The sequence below is a fragment of the Chryseobacterium sp. C2(2020) genome (assembly GCF_014218915.1).
GTDB classification, from domain to species: domain Bacteria; phylum Bacteroidota; class Bacteroidia; order Flavobacteriales; family Weeksellaceae; genus Chryseobacterium; species Chryseobacterium mucoviscidosis.
On the sequence record NZ_JACLCT010000054.1, the window covers coordinates 1 to 21,888 of the forward strand.

General features: G+C 37.2%; 18 protein-coding genes. 5 read left to right on the forward strand and 13 right to left on the reverse strand.

Going from position 1 to position 21,888, the window contains the following annotated elements; genetic code table 11:
• The first annotated feature begins 414 nt into the window (after positions 1–414).
• Positions 415–639, forward strand: coding sequence for a hypothetical protein (locus H6W52_RS19650; RefSeq protein WP_116099891.1), 225 nt, complete (start codon positions 415–417; stop codon positions 637–639).
• A 211-nt stretch (positions 640–850) separates the two neighbouring features.
• Positions 851–2,149, forward strand: coding sequence for a helix-hairpin-helix domain-containing protein (locus H6W52_RS19655; protein WP_116099894.1), 1,299 nt, complete (start codon positions 851–853; stop codon positions 2,147–2,149).
• A 536-nt stretch (positions 2,150–2,685) separates the two neighbouring features.
• On the opposite strand, the gene rluF is transcribed toward H6W52_RS19655, so the two are convergent.
• The 5 genes from rluF to H6W52_RS19680 form a co-directional block, all read right to left on the reverse strand.
• Entirely contained in the window at positions 2,686–3,408 is a 723-nt protein-coding gene (rluF, locus tag H6W52_RS19660) for a 23S rRNA pseudouridine(2604) synthase RluF (RefSeq protein ID WP_116099890.1), read from the reverse strand.
• 41 nt (positions 3,409–3,449) lie between these two features.
• Positions 3,450–4,148, reverse strand: a complete 699-nt coding sequence (gene truB, locus H6W52_RS19665; RefSeq protein ID WP_116099889.1) for a tRNA pseudouridine(55) synthase TruB — start codon at positions 4,146–4,148, stop codon at positions 3,450–3,452.
• Positions 4,149–4,217: 69 nt separating this feature from the next.
• A complete protein-coding gene (locus H6W52_RS19670; RefSeq protein ID WP_087708076.1) occupies positions 4,218–5,036 on the reverse strand; it encodes an undecaprenyl-diphosphate phosphatase in 819 nt (272 codons plus the stop codon).
• Between the two features lie 89 nt (positions 5,037–5,125).
• A complete protein-coding gene (locus H6W52_RS19675; protein WP_076392542.1) occupies positions 5,126–5,425 on the reverse strand; it encodes a DUF3098 domain-containing protein in 300 nt (99 codons plus the stop codon).
• Between the two features lie 2 nt (positions 5,426–5,427).
• Positions 5,428–6,327 carry a cell division protein FtsX gene (locus H6W52_RS19680; protein ID WP_087708071.1) on the reverse strand — a complete coding sequence of 300 codons (900 nt, stop codon included), beginning with the start codon at positions 6,325–6,327 and terminating at the stop codon, positions 5,428–5,430.
• 92 nt (positions 6,328–6,419) lie between these two features.
• Here H6W52_RS19680 and rsmA point away from each other — a divergent pair, with 92 nt between their 5' ends.
• The gene (rsmA, locus tag H6W52_RS19685) at positions 6,420–7,190 is read left to right on the forward strand and encodes a 16S rRNA (adenine(1518)-N(6)/adenine(1519)-N(6))-dimethyltransferase RsmA (RefSeq protein WP_116099888.1); all 771 of its coding nucleotides are present in this window, start codon (positions 6,420–6,422) and stop codon (positions 7,188–7,190) included.
• A gap of 93 nt (positions 7,191–7,283) precedes the next feature.
• Here rsmA and H6W52_RS19690 read toward each other — a convergent pair whose 3' ends face one another.
• The 8 genes from H6W52_RS19690 to H6W52_RS19725 all read right to left on the reverse strand — a co-directional run bounded on the left by H6W52_RS19690 (position 7,284) and on the right by H6W52_RS19725 (position 20,275).
• On the reverse strand, positions 7,284–9,656 hold the full coding sequence (locus H6W52_RS19690) for a choice-of-anchor L domain-containing protein (protein WP_087708069.1): 2,373 nt from the start codon (positions 9,654–9,656) through the stop codon (positions 7,284–7,286).
• 119 nt (positions 9,657–9,775) lie between these two features.
• The gene (locus H6W52_RS19695; RefSeq protein ID WP_116099887.1) at positions 9,776–13,381 is read right to left on the reverse strand and encodes a choice-of-anchor L domain-containing protein; all 3,606 of its coding nucleotides are present in this window, start codon (positions 13,379–13,381) and stop codon (positions 9,776–9,778) included.
• Positions 13,382–13,548: 167 nt separating this feature from the next.
• Entirely contained in the window at positions 13,549–15,909 is a 2,361-nt protein-coding gene (locus H6W52_RS19700) for a choice-of-anchor L domain-containing protein (RefSeq protein WP_116099886.1), read from the reverse strand.
• A 200-nt stretch (positions 15,910–16,109) separates the two neighbouring features.
• Positions 16,110–16,640, reverse strand: coding sequence for a DUF1003 domain-containing protein (locus H6W52_RS19705; RefSeq protein ID WP_116099885.1), 531 nt, complete (start codon positions 16,638–16,640; stop codon positions 16,110–16,112).
• 12 nt (positions 16,641–16,652) lie between these two features.
• Positions 16,653–17,423, reverse strand: a complete 771-nt coding sequence (locus tag H6W52_RS19710; RefSeq protein ID WP_372487809.1) for a TIGR02757 family protein — start codon at positions 17,421–17,423, stop codon at positions 16,653–16,655.
• 6 nt (positions 17,424–17,429) lie between these two features.
• Complete coding sequence (locus tag H6W52_RS19715) at positions 17,430–18,344, reverse strand: ribonuclease Z (RefSeq protein ID WP_076392526.1); 915 nt, start codon at positions 18,342–18,344, stop codon at positions 17,430–17,432.
• Between the two features lie 407 nt (positions 18,345–18,751).
• On the reverse strand, positions 18,752–19,327 hold the full coding sequence (gene rdgB, locus H6W52_RS19720; protein ID WP_372487808.1) for an RdgB/HAM1 family non-canonical purine NTP pyrophosphatase: 576 nt from the start codon (positions 19,325–19,327) through the stop codon (positions 18,752–18,754).
• A gap of 117 nt (positions 19,328–19,444) precedes the next feature.
• Positions 19,445–20,275: a CPBP family intramembrane glutamic endopeptidase gene (locus H6W52_RS19725; protein WP_087708060.1), complete on the reverse strand. Its 831-nt coding sequence runs from the start codon at positions 20,273–20,275 to the stop codon at positions 19,445–19,447.
• A gap of 377 nt (positions 20,276–20,652) precedes the next feature.
• Here H6W52_RS19725 and H6W52_RS19730 point away from each other — a divergent pair, with 377 nt between their 5' ends.
• Both H6W52_RS19730 and H6W52_RS19735 read left to right on the forward strand, forming a co-directional pair.
• Complete coding sequence (locus tag H6W52_RS19730; RefSeq protein WP_116099884.1) at positions 20,653–21,465, forward strand: MFS transporter; 813 nt, start codon at positions 20,653–20,655, stop codon at positions 21,463–21,465.
• The gene (locus H6W52_RS19735; protein WP_116099883.1) at positions 21,408–21,839 is read left to right on the forward strand and encodes an MFS transporter; all 432 of its coding nucleotides are present in this window, start codon (positions 21,408–21,410) and stop codon (positions 21,837–21,839) included. The genes H6W52_RS19730 and H6W52_RS19735 overlap by 58 nt, the downstream gene beginning before the upstream one ends.
• Positions 21,840–21,888 lie beyond the last annotated feature (49 nt).

Sequence of the window (21,888 nt, forward strand, 5' to 3'; positions counted from 1 at the left end):
GTTTATGCTGGAAAACTCTTTAAAGTTGCTTTTTCTAAAACTAAATAAACAATTATATATTTTAAAATAACAAATACTTTTTATTATACGATTAAAGGGGATACTGCCAGTTTAAAAAATCCTTATAAAGAGACAATTAATCTATTCTCCGTACAGACCTCTTTCAATGCGTACCGGGAAACAAAAAATGTTCTACTATATGGAAATTTATACCTGAAGGGAACAAGAAAACATAATCTTTCAGAAATCAATCAGACTTCACAATGGAACAAGATAAGATCCCTTACAAACGAAACCTATATCTCGGAAAGCGCAAAAAATGTTTATGAGCTTGACAATAATAAATTTTACAATCTATTTTTATTCGATTACGGTTTACAGGGAATTATTATCTACAAAAAATTTAATATCGGATTGGAACTAAAATATGACTATGTAAAATTCATCAAACCCAATACAACCAATGATGTAAGTAATATTGATAATTTCTCAGCCGGTATTGTACTGCCATTTAAAGATAAAACAGGAGCTCCTTCTATAAATATCATCCCTTTTTATCAATACAGACAGTATATAGGATATGAAAAAACTTCAGAAAATATTGTAGGTGTTAAGTTCAGTTTGCCATTTGGCAATTAATTTTAAGTGTATAAAACTGTCTTACAAACTACTAAACTTCTATAATATAAAGAATATTACTGTTTGTGAGACAGTTATTTTATTAAAATTTTCCTAAACAATATCGGTTGGCATTTATTTATTAAATCTATTCCTAAAATTTATATTCTAAAATAATCCAATTGCAATTTCCTCATTGCGAATGCTTAATAAATTAATTAAGTTTACAGCGATGAAAAAAAACGACTACCGGAGATTGGCATTGATGGGAATATTGCTGATCATTTTATTTGCCTTCCAGAAATATACAAGTAAGGAAAAGGAAGAATTTCCCGATGTTCAGTTTATTACACAACCTTCCGTTTCTCTCAGCTTTACTGAGTTTGATCCCAATGAACTGGATGAAAAGCAATGGCAGAATTTAGGTTTCACAGAAAAACAAACGGCGACGATTCTCAACTATAAGAAAGTAGTCGGAGGAAAATTTGTATCAAAGGAACAACTAAGAAAATGCTTTGCTATTTCTGAGGAAAAATTTTCTGAGCTGAACCACTATATTTTACTCCCGGAAACCAGTAAAGAAGCAAAATCAGATGCATTCAAAAGTTTTGAAAAAAAATCAATAACGGTTAGAGGAAAATTTAATCCCGATCTTTATTCTGCACACGACTGGATAGATATGGGCTTTAGTGAAAAGCAGGCAGAAGCTATTTTAAAATACAAAAGTTATCTGGGTGGAAGTTTTGTGAGCAAGGAAAAATTCAGAGAGTGCTTTATCATCAGTGAAGAGAATTTTCAGAAAATCGATCCTTATCTTATTCTGCCGGAGAAAACGCCGGAAAATTACAGAGCTGCTAAAAATTTTAATGCCGATAAAAAGAAAGTTCAATATCATTCTTTCGATCCGAATGCATTGGATATTGAAGGCTGGAAGTCTTTTGGCTTCTCCGATAAACAGGCACAGATCATCATCAATTACCGTGACCGAAATTTAAAAGGGAGCTTTAAAAGTCTGGAAGACATTCAGAAGTGTTTTGTAATTTCTTCTGAGAAATTTGAAGAAATGAAACCGTTCATTAAATTCAATGCAGAAACAACTGCAGTGAGCAAAAATGACAAATCTGAAACTAAGCAGCAGGAAAAAACGGATTTCACCAAGGTAGATTTAAACGCAATAACCTACAAACAGCTTATGGAGTTTGGATTTGACGGAAAAGCAGCCGGTTCGATGATCGGTTTTCGAAATAAACTTGGTGGATTTGTGAATAAAGAACAGATTCTTTCCACGTACAATATTGATCCGGAACTGACGAAAAAATTACTTTTAACCGCACCCCTTACAACTTCGAATGTTCAGAAATATACGTTGCAGGATGCTCCGGAAGAATGGCTAAAAAATCATCCTTATTTTAAATATTCTGCGGAGAAAATTATTTTTTACCGAATCTCCGAAAAAGATGAAAAGAAAATCTGGAAGATGCTGAAACTGAAACCAGAATACGAATTGAGGATGAAATGGTATTTGAAGTAGGATACTACTTTTTACACTTTTATTGAACCGTAAAAGAAGCAGAACATTAAAATATTGTATTTAAAATTAACAAGATACCTCTTTTTAATTAACCTCAGTTCGGGATAAGAAAAAAAATTAAATAATTGACTTATCGCATTATATTAATTTATAGCAAAGAAAAACAAAAGATTTTTTTACTTATTGAAAGTTGGTAAGCTAAACAAAGGCACTTCGTTTATTTAAAAAATACAAAAATGGTATTACTTTGATAAGTTTTACGCCTTTGTATATCTTAAAAGCTGAATTCCTGATAATTGAATCTCTTTGTTTAACCTTGCGGTTAAGAAGACTTATCCCGAACTCAGTTAATTAATTTAAATTTATCAATTAAATCTGCGCAATCTGTAAAATCTGCGAGAGATGAAACAAAACTTTTTGAGATTTTTTGCACTTCGTTCGCGTCCCTTCATTCTCTGTCAGAATGACAAAAATGCTGTATAAACATATGGGAAATATTAAAAAAAGAGACGCGCAATCCGGCATCTCTATTATTTTTAATCGTATGTTTTACTGGAACCTTCAACCAGTTTTTGTAAAGCAGAAAGTTCTTCCTTCGTAAGATCTCTCCATTTCCCGATCGGAAGATCGAGCTTGATATTTAAAACCCTGATCCGTTTCAGTTTCTTTACTTCGTAGCCTAAATATTCGCACATTCTTCGGATCTGTCGGTTCAGTCCCTGCGTAAGAACGATACGGAAATTCATTTCATCAATTTTTTCTACCTCGCATTTTTTAGTGACGGTATCTAAAATCGGAACTCCGTTTCGCATTTTATCCAGAAATTTGGGCGTAATTGGTTTATCAACTCTTACAATATATTCTTTTCCGTGGTTGTTTCGGGATCTTAGAATTTTATTTACTATATCGCCATCGCTGGTTAAAAGAATCAATCCTTCGCTTGGTTTATCGAGTCTTCCGATCGGAAAAATTCTTTTGGGATGATTAATATAATCGATGATATTATTTTTCTCACGTTTTGTATCAGTGGTACAAACGATTCCTACAGGTTTATTAAAAGCAATATAAACATGGTTTTCTTCCGGTTCACGAATCGGTTTTCCGTCTACTTCAATCATGTCTTCATCGGAAACCTTTGTTCCCATTTCCGGAACTTTACCATTAATGGTGATTCTTCCTTCCTCCAAAAGTTTGTCTGCTGCTCTTCTCGAGCAGTATCCTACTTCTGATAAATATTTGTTAATTCTTGTTTTTTCCATACTATTTTTCAGACTGTATTCATCAATAAAGAAATTTCTTTTTATGACTCGTTAAATCTAAAATCATTTTCCAAAAAGTCTGACGTGGCATCTTCAATTTTGTATTCTCCGATTTTTGTCCGTCTTAATTGCGTTAAATACGCTCCAACACCCAACTCCTGTCCGATATCATAAGCTAAACTGCGAATGTAAGTCCCTTTCGAGCAACCCACCGTAAAACTTACGAGAGGAAGATCGATCTTTACATCATCAATATAAAAAATCGTGGTTTTACGGGATTTCATTTCCACCTCCTCTCCTGCTCTGGCAAGATCATACGCTCTTTTTCCCTCAATTTTTATCGCCGAAAAAACAGGCGGAGTCTGATCGATTTCTCCAACAAATTTTTCTAAAGCGGTTTTAATCTGCTCTTCTGTAATCTGCGAAATATCCTGATGCAGAATTTCGGGCTTTTCGGTATCGTACGATTCTGTCTGTGCGCCGATTTTTATTTCGGTCCAGTATTCTTTTGGGGCATCCTGAATTTCAGGAATTTTTTTGGTGAATTTGCCACAGCAGACAATGAGCAGTCCCGTTGCTCTCGGATCTAAAGTTCCTGCGTGACCAATTTTGAATTTTTTGGGTAAATCAAACTCTCTTTTGAGTTTATATTTCATTTTATTGACCGCCTGAAAAGAAGTCCAGTCCAAGGGTTTGTCTAATAAAAATATGTGTCCAGATTGTAGATCTTCAGCGGTCATGGATATGAGTAATGAGTAATTGGTAATGAGTAATTTTTTAGTATTACTGTTTATATTTTTTAGCTTAAATTATTTAAAGAAATAAAAATAAATCAGCAAGGCAATTCCTACGAAAATACGATACCAACCCCAAGGTTTGAAACCATATTTATTCAAAACTCCGATGAATGCTTTGATGGCGATTAATGCAACGATAAATGCAACAACATTTCCTACGATGAAAATCATGATGTGATCCTGAGATTCCATAATCATTTCATAACCTTTCTGCGGATTAGGTGTTTCTTTGCCCCATGTTTTTACAAAAACCGAATATACCGTTACCGCCAACATGGTAGGAACCGCCAAAAAGAATGAAAATTCTGCCGCTGCTTTTCTTGTCAGTCCCTGTGTCATACCTCCGATAATGGAAGCTGCACTTCTGCTCGTTCCCGGCATCATTGCAAGACACTGCCAAAAACCAATCGTTACCGCTTTTTTAATGGTAATGCCTTTTTCATCATCGATTTTTGGATTTTTGAACCATGTATCGGCAAACAGTAAAACAACACCTCCAAGAACCAGAACTGAAGAAATAGCGATCTGATTTCCTAAAACCGCTTCAATTTTATCATCAAATAAATACCCTAAAACCAAAGCCGGAACCACTGCAAAAGCAAGTTTAAAATAAAACTGCAAATTTTTCAGATCAAAAAACTTTTTCCAGTATGCCACAACCACAGAAAGGATTGCCCCAAACTGTATGGAAACCTGAAACATTTTTAAAAATTCGGTTTCTTCAAGTCCCAGCAAATTTGCCGTAAAGCCCATATGTGCAGTTGACGAAATGGGCAGATACTCTGTTAAGCCTTCAATGATCGCAATAATAATTGCTTTGATTAAATCCATAATTTATCCAAAATTAAAAGATTAAGAAACCAAGAGATTTAGACTGATCTAAATTTCCGAATTTCTTAATCTTCAAATAAAATTTATTTCTACTTTCTTTTTAAAATCGCGTATACTTCGATTCCGAAACCAATCACCACAAATAATGGCGCAATCCTGATTCTTCGGATAGAAAAAATACCTTCATTCCATGAGTTCGGATCGTATTTTCCGTCTACGGTATTGGCATCGGCTCCCATCATCAGAAGAAACCCTACCACGATGAATGCCAAGCCGATCAACATCCATTTAAAGTTTTCTTTTCCAAAGTAAAAAGTGTTCTCCTTTGGAACTTCGGTTGTTTCTTTCCCGAAGTTATCTGCGGAAAATTTATTTGTTTTTTTGCTCATTTTTAAGAGTAATATAAGTCGTCAACGTTTGATCTTAAGAATCTCCAGGTAGCTACAATCGTACTTAAAACCGTAATAAAAATTCCTACTCCGAATACCAACAGAACCAGCCAGAAGTATTGGTTGTTGTCCTGTACAAAGGCAGATCCGATCTGGCTTGTAAAGTAATACCATGCTCCGAAAAGAACCAGAAGTCCGATTGCAGAACCAATTGCCCCTAAAACTACCGCTTCGATGATGAAAGGTTTCAGGATGAATCTTCTCTTCGCTCCTACAAGCTGCATGGTTTTAATAATAAATCTCTTGGAGAATATTTTCAGACGGATGGAGTTGTTAATTAATACAACCGCCAGAATTAAAAACAGGATGGAAAATCCTAAGATCCATTTCAGAATTCTGCTCAGGTTGTTGTACACATCGACCATTAAAGTACTGTCGTTCTTTACGTCGATAATTCCCGGAACGGCTTTAATGGCTTTAATGGCTTCATCGATCTTTGCCGGATCTACATATTCCGGTTTTAGGGCAATTTCTACAGATGAAGGGAAAATATTTTCTTCGAAAAGCGCATCCGTATCAATTCCCATTGCTTTTTTAGCTTCTTTGGAAGCCATTTCTCTGGTAATATACGTTGCTTTCTTTACCGGAGCCAGTGTCTGAATTTCTTTGAAAACCTCAGCTTCCATTTTCGCAATTTTTACAGAATCCTTTGCATCATAGTTTTCGTCAAAGTAAGCATTTACCACAAGCTGCTCCTTGATATAGTCGGAATATTTCTGGGCATTGATTAAAATAAGTCCCATTAATCCCAACAAAAATAACACTAAGGCAATACTTATTACTACTGTAATATTGCTAGACCTAAGCCTTTTCTTATTAAATTCATCTACAGATTTAGCCATTAATATTAAAATTTTTGGCTAAAATAGAAAAAATCTTCCGAAATTTGGGAACGAAAAAGAGAAAATCACTGTTAATAAAATCATAAAAAACATTGAGTGTAAAAGCAAAAAAGCATCTTGGTCAGCACTTTCTGACAGATGAAAACATCGCAAGAAAAATCGTGGAAGGTCTGAGTTTTGAGGGCTACAATAAGGTAATGGAAGTGGGTCCCGGAATGGGAGTTCTCACTAAATATCTGCTGGAAAAAGAACAGCAGATTTACCTTGCAGAAATCGATAAAGAATCCATAGAATATTTAAAGGAAAACTATTCTAAAGTAACTGAAGAAACTTTTGTGGGAGATTTTCTGAAACAGGATTTTCAGTTTACCAACGGAGAGCAGATTGCCATTATCGGAAATTTTCCTTACAACATTTCTTCCCAGATCTTGTTCCAGATTATCGATCATTATGAGCTGATCCCGGAAATGGTGGGAATGTTTCAGAAAGAAGTAGCGGAAAGAACAGCCGCCGTTCCAAGAACGAAAGATTACGGAATTCTCTCTGTCCTGATTCAGGCTTATTATGATACTTCGTATTTGTTTACCGTTCATGAAAACGTCTTCAATCCGCCGCCCAAAGTAAAATCCGGCGTTATCAGAATCACCAGAAATCCTAAAGAAGGTTTGGCAGGAAATGAGGTATTGTTTAAACAGATCGTAAAGGCAGGTTTTAACCAGAGAAGAAAAAAGCTGTCGAATGCCTTAAAAATTTTAAATATTCCGGAAGCTTTAAAAACCCATGAATTTATGGATAAAAGAGCAGAAGAACTCAGCGTGGCAGATTTCATTTCATTTACAAAGCTCTGGAAAGAAAGTGTGTAGTAAAAAAGTTAAGAAGAGCAATAACTTAATTTATCCTAAAAAAAGCCCCTCAATTTCTTGAAGGGCTTTCATTTTGCATTATCGATTGATTTTTTATTCTCTGTTTTTCAACATAATCCAGCCAGACTGGCTCATGCTTGTTTTTGATTTCGGATACTGGAAGTTAAATTTATACCAGTACGTTGCAGTTGGCAGCTTTTTGCCTCCTAAAGTTCCGTTCCAGATTGGGTTTTCTTTCGAGAATCTGAATAATTCTGAACCATATCTGTCATACACAGAACCGGTGAAGTTATTAAAGTTTCCAAGAGCTGTAAGATCCAATGTATCATTAACACCATCCTGATTTGGAGTAATCATATTTGCAATATTCAGTGTGAAGAATTCTAAAGCTCCTACACAATGTGTTCCTACAGTTCTTACCTGAATGTCGTAGTGGGTATTGTTGGAAAGTCCTGTAAATACATTAGACTGCTGCCATGAAATACCACCGTCCACAGAATATTCTGCTGTCTGAGGAATATTATTGATCATAGGAACCTGCGCAGTAATTGTTAACGTATTGTTGCTGTAATCAATATTAGAAACAAACGGAGAAGCTGCTGCCATCACTTTTGCAGTGAAAGTTTCCTGACAAAATCCGTTTTTAATGGTTACAGAATAAATACCCAACTGGTCTACTTCTATTGTTCTGGTCACCGCACCTGTACTCCACAGATAAGTGTAATTCGGTCCTGCTCCTGCGTCTAAAGTTACTCTGTCTCCCTGACACATTTCTACATCCATTAATGTCGAAGTGATTTCCGGAACTACCTCAACGGTGATTTTTGCAGGCTGTAAAGATTTACATCCTTTTGTTCCCAATGCATATACAGAGAACGTTGTTGTATTGTAAACTGTTGCACTTTGGGTATTGCCTGTTCCTGAGAAGTTTGCCCACTGATAAGTTACTCCGCCGGTTGCCGTAAGATCTACTACCGTTCCCGGACAGACTTTAATTTTCGATGCCACAACACTTGCAACAGGAGTCGCCTCTTTTGATAATGTTAATTTTACCATTTTACTACAGAAACCTCCATTCGATACCACGACATAAAGAATCTGTCCATCATTACCATTGTAGTGAAGAATATCCTGAATGTAATTATTGTTCTGGGCAATTGCATCTGCCTGATTTACATAAAAATAGAATACTGCACCCGGCGTTGTACTGATTGACGCCATTGAATTGGTAAGATCAAACCAGGTGACATCCGGAGTTGTACAGAGCAGTAATGTCGCATCTACTGCGGCTGGTGTTGTTCCTCCGTTTATTTTGATATTGGCTTTACCCGGACAAGGACTTCCAGGGAATGAAACCTGAATTTCGTAATTCCCCGGCTGTGTTGCTGTAATCGTAGGAGAGGTAGCTCCCGGAATTGCAACTCCGTTGAAGAACCACTGATACGTCATATTCGGATCACTAACCGATGCAGTAATTACTTGAGGAACATTGTCGCATACATTAATTTGCTCCGGTAATGTTGCTCCGGAAGGATCTAATAATTCTACTCCAATATTGAAAGATCCACCATCTAAAAATACTGCAGAATCATAGCTGCTGTCTATAGCATCTGCCAAAACCATTTTAAAGTGGTATGCCTGTCCTGGAACTACTGTAGCGGTTGCCTGTAAAGGAACAGTTCTTCCGTTAAAGTTGGTTTCTATATTAGCAGTATTGTACCCTCCAAAAAAGGCAACGTTTGGAGCACCGCATCCCATATTGGTTCCCGCAAAACTGTTTTGCGGGTGAATATTGGTTACACTCACCGGTCCTGTTCCCGGAGCCGGTAATACAGCCATGTTAACATAAGGTCCGCCGGCTACAGGTTTTAATAATAAAGCAAATGCATCTGAGAAGCTACAAGGGAAAGTTCCTGTATATTCTTCAGAAGCAAAAAGGTAATTAAATTTCACCTGACTGGAAGTAGGCACGAAATCAAACTCCAGAATAACGGCATCATTAAGTGTTGCAGAAGGATTCGTTGCCGCAACAAGATCCGGATCACTACCCGTCGGCAAATCATCTCCTAAAGTAGAGCTAATATAGCTGTTTCCGGCTTTCTGAGCATATCCCGTAGAAAGAACAATACCATCCTTGAAAGGAAAACTGGTTGTTCCTCTGTTGAAATATCCCCAAGATCTGTTTGCATTCGTTGCCGGAAGATTCGGGCTCACCTGCACGTTGGAAACGTTAGGTGTAACACAGGAATTGGTTCCTGATGAAATCAACACATCTTTTACCAGCTGCAAAGGGGTATAAGCTGATGCAGGATATGTAGGAGTATTCACATCAATAAAAGCACCCGCTTTCATTGTAAGAGAGGAAGCCTTTTCTTGCTGAGGCTTTCTGTTTGTATTTTTTTGTGAATAAAAGAGACTCGATGAGGAGACCGCGAATAAAGAAAACAATAGTAGATATCTCTTCATAATATTTTTGTTTTAACAAATTTAATTTTTTTTTGAATATACCACACATTTATTTGGCATTTTTATGCTAAAAAAGCAAAAAAACCTTTCATAAGAAAGGTTTTCAATTTTAATATCTTTTAATTTCTGTTTTTCAGTAAAATCCATCCGCTTCTCTGCTCGAGTTTTTTACTGGCGGGATTTTCCCATTGTACTCTGTACCAGTAAGTAGCAGTTGGCAACACTAAACTTCCCCGCAACATTCCGTTCCAGAAAGTCTGGTTTTTGGATGCTTTAAATACTTCCTGTCCGTATCTGTCGAAAATAGAGGCTGCAAAATTATTATATGTGCTGATTCCCGTAAAATCTACAATATCGTTTTTACCGTCAGAATTCGGAGTAATGGCATTGATAACAACGAAAGTAAAGAAAGATATTGAAGTGCTACATTTCGCATCTTTCACTCTTACCTGAAGATTATAATTCGTATTATCCAAAATATTAGTAAATACATTGGAAGTCTGCCAGCTAAAACCATTATCAGCAGAATATTCCAGAGTTCCGCCTGTCGGATTTGTCGTAGACAGTGTTAAAATATGGTTCTCGTAGGAAATATTTGTAAACTGCGGCAATGTAGGATTGATAAGCTGTGCAGAAAATACCTTAGAACAAACCCCATTACTTATCGTTACCGTATAAGTTCCCGGTGTACTTACGGAGATCGTTTGCGTTGTTGCTCCTGTATTCCATACATACGTATAATTTGTTCCTGAACCTGCATCTAAAATTCCTGAATCTCCCGCACAAACATTAACATCTTTCAGAGTAGAAACAATTGCAGGGACAACCTGAATGGTAATTGAAGTAGGATTAGCCACTTTACATCCGTTTCCGCCTAAAGCAAAAACAGAATAGGTAGTTGTAGTCGTCGGAGATACAATTTGTGTACTTCCGTTACCCGGTAAACCTACCCATTCGTAAGTAACGCCACCGGTTGCTGTTAAAGTTACAGATTCACCCGCGCATATTTTCATTTGGGAAGCTGTTAAAACTGCTACAGGAGGAGCCACGATTATTGTAATGGTAGCAGGAGTCGCTGAAACACATCCATTGGCACCCACAGCAAAAACGGTGTAAGTAGTTGTAGAAGTAGGAGAAACTACCTGTGTATTTCCATTTCCTGTAAGACCTGTCCAATTATAGGTTGCACCTCCGGAAGCCGTTAAAGTAACAGACTCTCCGGAACATATCTGTAATGCCGTAGAAGTTACAGTAGTTACAGGAGCAGTTGTATTTTGTGTTACCGTAACGTTTGAAGTATACGTACAGTTTACATTTCCGGGCTGATTGATATTGGTTACCGTTAAAGTATATACTCCACCCGCGTTTACCACCGGAGTTAATGTATTAGCTCCAGAAACAATATTTCCACCACCGGTTGCGGTCCATGTAATGGTAGATCCTGCAGGAATTACAGAAGATGAAGCATTCAATGTAACCTGAGGAGTGGTACAGGTAATCTGCTGCGGCGGATTAATAGTTAAAGTTGTTTGAGGAGTAGACAAAAGCTGTAAAGTTACCACATTTTTACATCCTCCGTTTGTCACCAAAACATAGATAGTCTGTCCTCCCGCACTGTTGAAAGATGCAGGATTGGCAATTGTATTTGTATTTCCGGCATTGGCATCCGCAGCATTCAGATAATAGGCAAAAGTAACTCCCGGTGCTGTTGTAATCTGTGGCTGTGCTTCCGTTAAATTATAATTAATTCCTCCGTTCTGATAACATTTTAATAAAGTAGCATTCTGAACGGTAATTGGCTGAGTCACCTGTATCGTAATCGTTGCAGGAGTAGCAGAAACACATCCGTTCGCTCCCACTGCAGTAACCGTATACGTCGTGGTCGTCGTAGGAGAAACAGTTTGTGTCGCTCCATTCCCCGGAAGACCAACCCAATTGTAAGTAGCCCCGCCGGAAGCCGTTAAAGTTACCGATTCTCCTGAACAGATTAGAACTTTTGAAGCCGTTAATCCAGTAGTTGGCGGTGCACTGTCTCCCGTAACGGTTACATTCGCTGTTCCGGTACAGCTAACATTTCCCGGCTGATATATATTAGATATGGTTAAAGTATACGTTCCCGCGGTATTTACAACAGGATTTAAGGTATTTGCTCCTGAAACAATATTTCCGTTGGTAGTTGTCCAGCTAAATGTAGAACCTGTAGGATATACTGAACTCGAAGCATTTAACGTAACCTGTGAATTCGTACATGTTAACACTCCCGGTGTAGCAATAGTTGCCGTAATCTGAGGTGCTTTTATCAATTGTAATTCTGCAACTTTGGAACAAAATCCGTTTTTAACTGAAACATACACCGTCTGTCCCGGACTTGAAAAGGCGGTCGGATTCGCAATCGTATTTCCGTTTCCTGCAACCGCATCTGCCTGATTCACATAATAAGCAAATGTTGCTCCCGGTGTTGTACTGATTGAAGGTTGTGCTGATGTTAAGTTAAAAGTGGCATTTCCCTGCGTGTAACACGAAATGAGAGACGCATTCTGAACTGTAGGTGAAGTTCCTCCCACTACAGTGATGGAAGCCGTTCCCGGACAGGTATTACCAGGCAAAAACACCTGAACTGAATATACTCCCGGCTGTGTAGCTGTATAAGAAGCATTAGTTGCTCCCGGAATCGGGTTTGTTCCCAAATACCATTGATAAGTAGCTCCACCTCCCTGAACTGACGCAGTGAATGTCTGCGGAGTATTATCACAGACGTTGATGGAGGAAGGAAGCGTAACTCCTGCCGGATCTAATAACTGCACACCAATGTCGAAAGATCCTGCTTCAAGAAATACCGCAGAATCAAAATTGGCATCCTGATAATCTGCCAAAACCATTTTAAAATGATAAGTCTGACCCGGAATTACTGTCGCTGTTGCCGTTAACGGAACAGTACGTCCGTTAAAGTTCGTTTCGATCTGAGGAATATTATATCCTCCGAAATACGATACGTTTGCAGCTCCGCAAGCCAATGGAGCACCCGTCTGATATTGTGTGGAAGGGTGAATATTCGTTACACTTACAGGACCTGCTCCTCCCGGCAAAACAGCAAGATTGGTATAAGGATCCCCTACTTTTCTTAATAAAAGCGCAAAACCATCGCTGATGGTACATGGGAAGTTTGTCTGATATTCTTTTGAAGCGAATAAATATCTGAAAGTAACTTTCGTAGAAGCCGGAACAAAATCGAATTCGATGTAAGTCGCATCGTTAAGCTGATTGTTAGGAACTCCAAGAGCCGCCGCCAAATCTGCATCTCCTCCGGAACCTAAACCGTCACTTAAAGTTCCCTGAAGATCATTTCCAGCTTTTCTTGCATATCCTGTTGTAAGAACAATTCCTTTGGCAAAAGGGAAATTGGTGGTTGCTTTATTAAAATATCCCCAGCTTCTGTTTTGGTCTGTCACTGCTAAATTAGGAGAAACAGACACATTCGTTACATTCGCAGCAGAACATGCAGATCCTCCACTAATGAGGACATCTTTTACCAATTGTGTGATACTGTATGAAGATTCCGGATAAGCGGCTGTATTTACATCTATAAAAGCTCCGGCTTTCATGTTTTCAGGGGTTTGTCTGCTCACAACTCCTTTTCCGTCTCTGCCTTTCTGTGCATTAACGAAACTCCCTACAAAAACCAAAAGCAAAGCCAAAAATAAATTTTTTGTCCTCCTATTTAACATTTTATATTATTTTAAACAAAAATACTATTTTTTTCAATTGAATTTCAATTCGGTACTAATTACATTATCACTTATATAATTAAATATCCTGTAAAAAAAGTAATTTCAATTATCTCTGAAACGAAAAAAAGACCAACAAATTGTTGGTCTTTTCTATTGTGATTAAATTATTCAAAATTTTTCAATAAAATCCATCCTGTTTTTACGACCGGCTTTTTACTTGCAGGATCTTCAAAACTTACCTGATACCAGTAGGATGAAGTGTTCAGTCGTTTACCCTGAAAATATCCGTCCCAATAAGGCTGTAAGCTGCTTTCTCTGTAAACCTCTCTTCCGTAACGGTCGAAAATAGAGGCTTTAAAGTCTTTGTTTTTATTCACGATTCGGAAATCGATGATGTCGTTAATGTTATCTCCGTTTGGCGTAATAACGTTCTGCATCACGAATGTAAAATATTCAAGGAAGCCTACACAGCTTGTATTCTTCACTCTTACTCTAATGGCAATAACTGTATTTCTCGGCACATTGGTAAATGTATTTGAATTTTGCCATGTTAAACCATTATCAACAGAATATTCCAAAACCCCATTGCTTGGATTACTTGCCGTAATAACCATGGTTCCGTTTTCGTTATAGTTAACATTAATAACTTCCGGAATAACCGCCTGAATAACCTGTGTTGTAAAGACCTTTGAACACACTCCATTGGTAATGGTTACACTGTATGTTCCCGGAGTTCCTACAGAAATCGTCTGAGATGTTGCTCCATTACTCCACAGATATGTATAGTTCGGGCCTGCTCCTGCGTCTAAATTAATAACATCTCCCTGACAGATCATTCCACCGGAAAGTGTTGATTTAATAGCCGGAACAACTTCTATAGTAACGGATGCAGGCTGTAGAGATTTACATCCTTGTGTTCCGATGGCATAAACAGAATATGTTGTAGTCTGGGTTGGAGAAACCGTTTGTGTAGCTCCGGTTCCCGATAAATTCGTCCATTGATAGGTTGCTCCGTTCGAAGCTGTTAAGGTTGTAGATTCGCCTAAGCAGATTCTTACTTTTGTTGCCGTAAGCTGTGCAACAGGCGTTGCTTCTTTTCTTAAAGTTAAAGTTACCGTTTTGCTACAGAAAGCTCCGTTGGAAACAACGACATACAAAACCTGTCCGTCTGTTCCGTTGTAACTTGCCATTTGCGCCGCCGTAAGATAGTTTGCATTCTGAGCAACAGCATCTGCCTGATTCACATAATAACGAACAATAGCCGTAGTGGAAGTTGTAATCTGCGGCGTTGCATCATTTAAATTAAATGTTGCCAAAGATGGTGTTGTACAGAGTTTTAAAGTAGCATTCTGTGCAGGTGGCGTTGTTCCGCCTACAATGGTAACGGTAGCTGTCTGGCAATTGGTTCCGCCCACAAATGTTCTTACCTCATACACACCGGGTGATGTAGCGATATAGGTCGCATTGGTTGCCCCTGCAATTGCAACACCGTCTTTGTACCATTGGAAAGTCATTCCCGGAACAGCAGCAATCTGTGCAGTAAGAGTTTGCGGCGTATTATCACACATATTCACCGTCGTTAAAGGATTTCCGCTGCCGTCTACAATGGTCATTCCGATATCAAAAGATCCTCCCTGAAGAAAAACGGCAGAATCAAAACCACTGTCGGAAGCATCTGCCAAAACCATTTTAAAATGATAGGTCTGCCCCGGAATTACCGTTGCGGTTGCCGTTAAAGGAATTGTTCTTCCATTGAAATTCGTTTCGATATTTGAAGTGTTCATTCCTCCGAAGTAAGCTTCGTTAATAGGTCCGCATGAGAACCCGTTACCGGAAGGAACAATATTGGTAACGCTTACAGGTCCCGCTGTTCCCGGTAAAATTGCCATATTGGTATAAGTAGGATCCCCTACTTTTTTCAGTAATAAAGCAAAACCATCGGAATAAACTCCACAAGGGAAATCTGAGGTATATTCTTCTGAAGCAAAAATATAATTGAATTTTACCTGAGTATTGTTGGGAACGAAGTCGAATTCAATAAAAACGGCATCTTTTAACGGAGCCAGAGGATTAATTGCCGTAACAAGATCCGGATCACTAACGGTGGATCCGGGAACAGTGTCACCTAATCCTGTTTCCAAAACATTTCCCGCTCTTCGGGCTTTTCCAGTTACCAATACAACACCATCCGTAAACGGAAAAGCGGTAGTTCCTTTATGAAAATATCCCCAAGCTCTTTCGGTGTCTGTTGCGGGCTGATTGGGAGAAACAGTGACGTTGGTAACATTGGCAACAGCACAACTTGAACCGCCTGTAATAAGGATATTTTTAACAAGCTGTTCTATATTATAAGATGATGGCGCATAGGAAGCGACATTAACATCTATAAATGCACCCGACTTTAAACTCGAATTAGTATGCTTTTCTTTGATTGGTTTTCTTGATGCTTTTTGGGCAAAAACGGAACCCGAAACCAGAAGCAACACTAAAAAGAAATAGTAGTTTTTTAATCTATAATTTAACATTTTGTTGTTGTTTGTTCAAAAATACTAAATTATTAGCTAAAATCAGAACAAAAAATAAGCGTTATGCTACAAATAACCTAAAATATTTTAAAATTACAGAAATAACAGATATTCTATCTGAATTAATAAAAAAGACTGATAAAATTATCAGTCTTTTTGTATGAATTTTTACTATTTCAACAATTATATCTGTTGATTAACTAATCTTTTTTCAGTTCATCAATCATATTCTGCAATTCTGAGATTTTATCTTTCAGTGCTTTAATTTCATTTTTGTTGGAACTTACATTGCTTTTCAGCATTACATTTTTGGCGCGCTCATTATGGTCTTCTTCACCTTCTTCCTCATTAATTTCTTCAATATCTTCCTGAATATCCTCAATATCTTCATTAATTTCTTCGATATCCTCGCTGATCTCTTCAATATCTTCCTGAATATCTTCAATATCTTCACTGATCTCCTCGATATCTTCCTGAATGTCTTCAATCTTTTCATGACTTTTATTCACCGACATCTGGATGAAAATGGCAAGATAAATTGCCTCTAAAGAAACCACTGTGGTAAGAATCAGCAGCATTTTATCAAATTCTACAATATCAAGAACCGGCAGAAGAAAAGAAATCAAAAAAAACAGGGTATGCGCAATGAGCGACGGAATAGAACCGATCCACCATGTAATTCCGTTGGCAATCCTTTCTAATACTTCAATTTTTTCTTCGTTCTTTTTCATTGCGTTTCAATTTTAAATTAATTCCTTGGTAACTCCTAATCCAAACAGTGCAAAATCATATTTTGCAGGATCTTTTTCATCAAATTTACGAATGATAAGATCTAATTCTTCCACGGTTTTCCAGTCGTTCTGCGTTCTGGTAATCAGCCCCAGTTTCCTTGAAATATTTCCGGTATGTACATCCAACGGAATCGAAAGATATTTCGGATCTGTGTTTTCCCAAAGACCAAAATCTACACCACGCCTGTCGTTACGCACCATCCAGCGCAGAAACATGATAATTCTTTTGGTGGAAGAATTTTTATACGGCGAACTTACGTGTTTATGTGTTCTGTGCTTTTCTGTTCCCAGAAACTGTGTTCTGAAACGTTCAATCGCATGAGAAAAATTAATTTCAGAATCATTTACTGTGAATAAATCCTCCAGACTCTCATTCTCCGTATAAATTCTGTTAAACTGCTTAATAAAATAAGCAAAATCTTCTCCGTTAAAAGTTCTGTGAACGCTTTTGCCTTCAAGAAATTTCAAATCTTTTTCCGAATGATTCAAAACAAAATCATAGGGTGAATTTCCCATAATATCGAGCATTTTTTCCGCCGATTTAATGATCGCCTTTCTGTTTCCCCATGAAATTGTCGCCGCCAGAAATCCTGCAATTTCAATATCCTGTTTCAGAGAAAAACGATGCGGAATCTGGATCGGATCATTTTCTATAAATTCAGGATCATTGTACTGATCTGCCTTTTCATCTAAGAAGATTTTCAGTTCTTCAAACTTCAACATTATTTTTTAAATTTTTACAGGTTCCAGTGCTTTCGGTAAGAAAGTATTGGGAAAAACAGTTCTTGCTTCATCGGTAAATACGGTAAGATCTCCGTATCGGTTGGAAAAATGTCCTAAGATCAGTTTTCCGACTTCTGCTTTTCTGGCTACCGTTGCAGCTTCCAGAGCAGTTGTATGCCCTGTATAATCTGCCATTTCCTTCAAATCGTGAAGAAATGTAGATTCATGATAAAGCACGGTTACATTTTTAATGATCGGGATTACACTTTCCAGATATCTTGTATCGCTGCAAAAGGCGTAAGATACAGAAGGTGCAGGTTCTACGGTAAGAATTTCATTTTTAAGAACGTATCCATCGCTTAAAACAAAATCTTTTCCGGCTTTTATATTGTGATAATCACAGGTTTCTATTTCGCTGTACTTTGCGATTTCCTTCATGTTCAGATGCCTGTCTTTTGGTTTTTCTTTAAATAAATATCCGTTGCAGTATATTCTGTGATCCAAAGGAATGGTGTACACTTCTACCCTGTTGTCTTCGTAAATTTTCTCTGAATAATCTTTATCCAGTTCATGATAAACCACTTCAAAACCACGGTGTGTTTCTGTAATCGTGAAAATAGTTTCCAGCATTTTCTTAATTCCTTTCGGACCATAAACGTGAAGCGGCGTTTCTCTTCCCAAAAGTCTGAAGGAAGCAATAAGCCCCGGTAAACCAAAACAGTGATCTCCGTGAAGATGAGAAATAAATATATGATTGATCTTCGAAAATTTTGCTTTGGCTTTTCTCAACTGTACCTGCGTTCCTTCCCCGCAATCGATGAGGAAAGACCGTTCTTCCATCTCCAGAAACTGCGCGGTAGGAGAAGAATTCACCGTAGGAATTGCTGAATTAAAGCCTAATATCGTTAAATAAGTACTCAAATCGATGGTTTATTAAGGTGACAAATGTACGGATTTAGGTTAAGACTAAGATTTAGGCTGAGATTAAAATTACATATTGAAACCAATTAAAATATCTAAATTCACCTGAGTTCGGGATAAGTCTTCTTAACCGCAAGGTTAAACAAAGAGATTAATTATCAGCTTTTAAGATATACAAAGGCGTAAAACTTATAAAAGTAATACCATTTTTTGTCTTTTTTATATAAACGAAGTGCCTTTGTTTAGCCTACCAACTTTCAATAAGTAGAAAAATCTTTTGTTTTTCTTTGCGATAAATCAATACAATACTGTAAATCAATTATTTAAATTCACTTCTTATCACAAACTCATGTTAAATTCCGATTTCTGTTTTCACCATACCTCTTAACCTCAACTTCAACCTCAAACTACTCTTTTCCTTTCAGGAAATCCAAAAATAGATCCAAAGCCTGTTTTCTGTGGCTGATTTTATTTTTATCCTGCGGTTCCATTTCAGCAAAAGTCATTTCGTACCCTTCCGGAACGAAGATCGGATCGTAGCCGAACCCTTTGAAACCTTTATTTTCTTTCAGTAAATTTCCGTGAACCCTTCCGTCGAAATATTTGGCTCCGTTTTCGTCATAGTAGCATAAAACAGTAATGAAATACGCTTTTCTGTTTTCAATACCTTCCATTTCGCCCAAAACTTTTTCGATATTTTTGGCAAAATCATGATTTCCTGCATAACGCGCGGAAAAAATCCCGGGTCTTCCGTCCAGAGATTCTACAACCAGTCCGCTGTCGTCGCCCAAACTTGGAATTCCTGTTTTTTCGAAGCAGTATTTTGCCTTAATTAACGCATTGGCATTGAAAGAATCTCCGTCTTCTACGATTTCTTCATGAAGATCGTAATCGGCAAGACTTTTAACGACAAATTCATCGCCTAAAATCTGCTGAATTTCTTCTTTCTTATGTATGTTGTGCGTTGCTACCAGTAATTCCATATTCAATTTCATTTATTTAATTTCTATTTTGTTTAAACCTCAAATCATCATCATGAATAACACCAATGATATTAGTGAAATTAGTGTGTAAAAATTTAGTGCCATTCGTGTTTAGATTTAAATTTCAGAATAATGCACTTTGTATTTTTTCATAAAAAGAAAATAAAACAAGGAGAAAAGTGCAATTCCTGTCATCAGTATGATCCATTCCGAAACTTTAAAAGCATCTGCGAAGCTTTCCGTTTTTACATAAGTGATTAATAAGGTGGAACATAAATTATTAAAACCATGCAAAAGCATTGGTAAAAGCAGAGATTTTGTTTTGTAATATACCAATCCCAGAACGCATCCTAACAGAACTGCTCCCACAAACTGCCACGGATTTCCGTGAACCGCACCAAAGATTACTGAAGCAAAAACAATTGCCATTTTTGGTTCAACGCCTTTATTCATCAATCCTTTCTGGATAATTCCCCTGAAAATAATTTCTTCAAAAATAGGCGCACAGATAACGGCAGTAATGATCATCACAACCGGATCATCGGTAAGTTTTTCCATCATCTGGGTAAAAAAATCGTAATATTTCCCGAAAAAAGGTCCCGTTGTAGGAATCTGGGCGGTAATAAATTCTGCAATAAACATCATCCCGATCATCATTGGAAAAATCAGGAGATAAGTAGAAAAATTAGTGGGAGAAAAATTGAAATTCAGCTTCATTCCTGTTGTTCTTCTCACGATGAAAAAATCAAAAAAAGCAATAGCCGTAAGAAATCCTGCGGCATTGGTAATCATAAAAAACCAGTCTCTGTACTGTAGATTTTCTTTGAAAGTAAACATCCAGAAAACATTAAAAGACGAAACCACCATTGTTCCGAAAAACAATCCTGCCAGTAAAACAAGACCGCCAATCCATGTAAACTTGAAATTCGGATATTTACTTTTTTCCATAGAATCTAAGAATTTATTGAGAAACAAAGATAATTCAAATTATGAGAAAAGAGAATCGCAGAGAAGTTTAACCTTAAAATACATGGTTACATTTATGTTTTTTAAAATGTTTAAACAAATTTCAAAATTAACCACAAAAGTTGCAAAAGAACATTATTCCGCAATAATTAGAATAATCAAAATTCTCAAAAGACTAAAAATCGAAGATTTTTAAAGCTGTTGTTGCCTTTTTCATTTATCGTTATTAAATTTTGAATAAAATTTCAGCTTATCTTCTATAACTTTTGCGGTTAAATAAAAAAGGTTAAACAGATTTTAAGTTAAATTTCTCTTTCATACTGTTTTAATGAAGTAACTTTGCAGCTTAATATTTTCACATGCAGGGTTTGGTAAAAAAGTCGGAGAATGTTAATCTGTCTTTAATCAGTTATGTAAGTTTTACCTTTATAGGATATTTCATTATCGGATTATCGCTTTCGGTACTTCCTATTTTCATTAATAAAAGTCTTGGATTCAGTCTGGTAATTGCAGGTTTGGTCATCAGTCTTCAATATGTTTCTACATTTTTTCTGAGAGCTTATTCCGGAAAAATCATTGACGGAAAAGGTCCGAAACCAGCCGTTTTATTCAGCATGATCTGTTTTTCGCTGACGGGAATTTTCCTGATCATTGCTTATTATTTTAAATTTTCTCCGTGGTTAAGCTTAACATTTTTGGTCATCACGCGTCTTCTTACAGGCTGCGCGGAAGGAATGATTGGTGCAAGTCCGATTAACTGGGCAATTATGGCGGCCGGAGAAAAATATACAGCAAAAATTATTTCCTACAACGGCGTTGCCTGTTACGGCGCATTGGCAATCGGAGCTTCTCTGGGCGTAACGATTGAGCATGAATTCAGCTTATACGGAATCGGAATTTTTTCGATTATTCTCGGAATTTTAGGGTTTCTTTTTGCAAAAACGAAAGATAATAAAACCAATACAAATATAAAGGAATCACAGTCTTTCTGGAAAGTTTTGGGAAAAGTGGCTCCTTTCGGCGTTTGTCTGGCTTTAGGAGGACTTGGTTTTGCGAGTATTTCTACTTTTATCACTTTATATTACAACTATTTTCACTGGAATAACGGCGCTTTATGTCTGAGTGTTTCGGGGTACTGTTTGTTGCAGGAAGACTCGTTTTCAATAATGTAATCAATAATTACGGAGGAATTAAAGTCGCCATTATCTGTCTTTTGGTAGAAACTATCGGGCTTTTAATTATTTCGTTTGCCACGAATTCACAAATGGCTCTTGTAGGAGCCGGCGTTACAGGGCTTGGGTTTTCATTAATTTTTCCGGCTTTGGGTGTTGTGGCGATTAAGAGCGTGCCTTCATCCAATCAGGGTTCCGCTTTGGCGGGATATGGTCTTTTTATTGATCTTTCTCTTGGTGTTGCAGGACCGCTGATTGGCGGAATTGCTGATCTTTACGGGATGAGTTATATTTTCCCTTTCAGTGCGGCGATGGTTTTTGTGGGATTGGGACTGGCTTATTTACTTAACGTGAACTCGACGCTAAAATATTGAATTATATTTAGTTGTCCTTGCCATCTATGCATTTATCCAGTTCGGGAAA

Bases quoted from the DNA above. Each gene is read 5' to 3' on its own strand.
- H6W52_RS19655 (WP_116099894.1), top strand. From the start codon at position 851: ATGAAAAAAAACGACTACCGGAGATTGGCATTGATGGGAATATTGCTG.
- rluF (WP_116099890.1), bottom strand. From the start codon at position 3,408: ATGGAAAAAACAAGAATTAACAAATATTTATCAGAAGTAGGATACTGC.
- truB (WP_116099889.1), bottom strand. From the start codon at position 4,148: ATGACCGCTGAAGATCTACAATCTGGACACATATTTTTATTAGACAAA.
- H6W52_RS19670 (WP_087708076.1), bottom strand. From the start codon at position 5,036: ATGGATTTAATCAAAGCAATTATTATTGCGATCATTGAAGGCTTAACA.
- H6W52_RS19675 (WP_076392542.1), bottom strand. From the start codon at position 5,425: ATGAGCAAAAAAACAAATAAATTTTCCGCAGATAACTTCGGGAAAGAA.
- H6W52_RS19680 (WP_087708071.1), bottom strand. From the start codon at position 6,327: ATGGCTAAATCTGTAGATGAATTTAATAAGAAAAGGCTTAGGTCTAGC.
- H6W52_RS19690 (WP_087708069.1), bottom strand. From the start codon at position 9,656: ATGAAGAGATATCTACTATTGTTTTCTTTATTCGCGGTCTCCTCATCG.
- H6W52_RS19695 (WP_116099887.1), bottom strand. From the start codon at position 13,381: ATGTTAAATAGGAGGACAAAAAATTTATTTTTGGCTTTGCTTTTGGTT.
- H6W52_RS19700 (WP_116099886.1), bottom strand. From the start codon at position 15,909: ATGTTAAATTATAGATTAAAAAACTACTATTTCTTTTTAGTGTTGCTT.
- H6W52_RS19705 (WP_116099885.1), bottom strand. From the start codon at position 16,640: ATGAAAAAGAACGAAGAAAAAATTGAAGTATTAGAAAGGATTGCCAAC.
- H6W52_RS19710 (WP_372487809.1), bottom strand. From the start codon at position 17,423: ATGTTGAAGTTTGAAGAACTGAAAATCTTCTTAGATGAAAAGGCAGAT.
- rdgB (WP_372487808.1), bottom strand. From the start codon at position 19,327: ATGGAATTACTGGTAGCAACGCACAACATACATAAGAAAGAAGAAATT.
- H6W52_RS19725 (WP_087708060.1), bottom strand. From the start codon at position 20,275: ATGGAAAAAAGTAAATATCCGAATTTCAAGTTTACATGGATTGGCGGT.
- H6W52_RS19730 (WP_116099884.1), top strand. From the start codon at position 20,653: ATGCAGGGTTTGGTAAAAAAGTCGGAGAATGTTAATCTGTCTTTAATC.
- H6W52_RS19735 (WP_116099883.1), top strand. From the start codon at position 21,408: ATGTCTGAGTGTTTCGGGGTACTGTTTGTTGCAGGAAGACTCGTTTTC.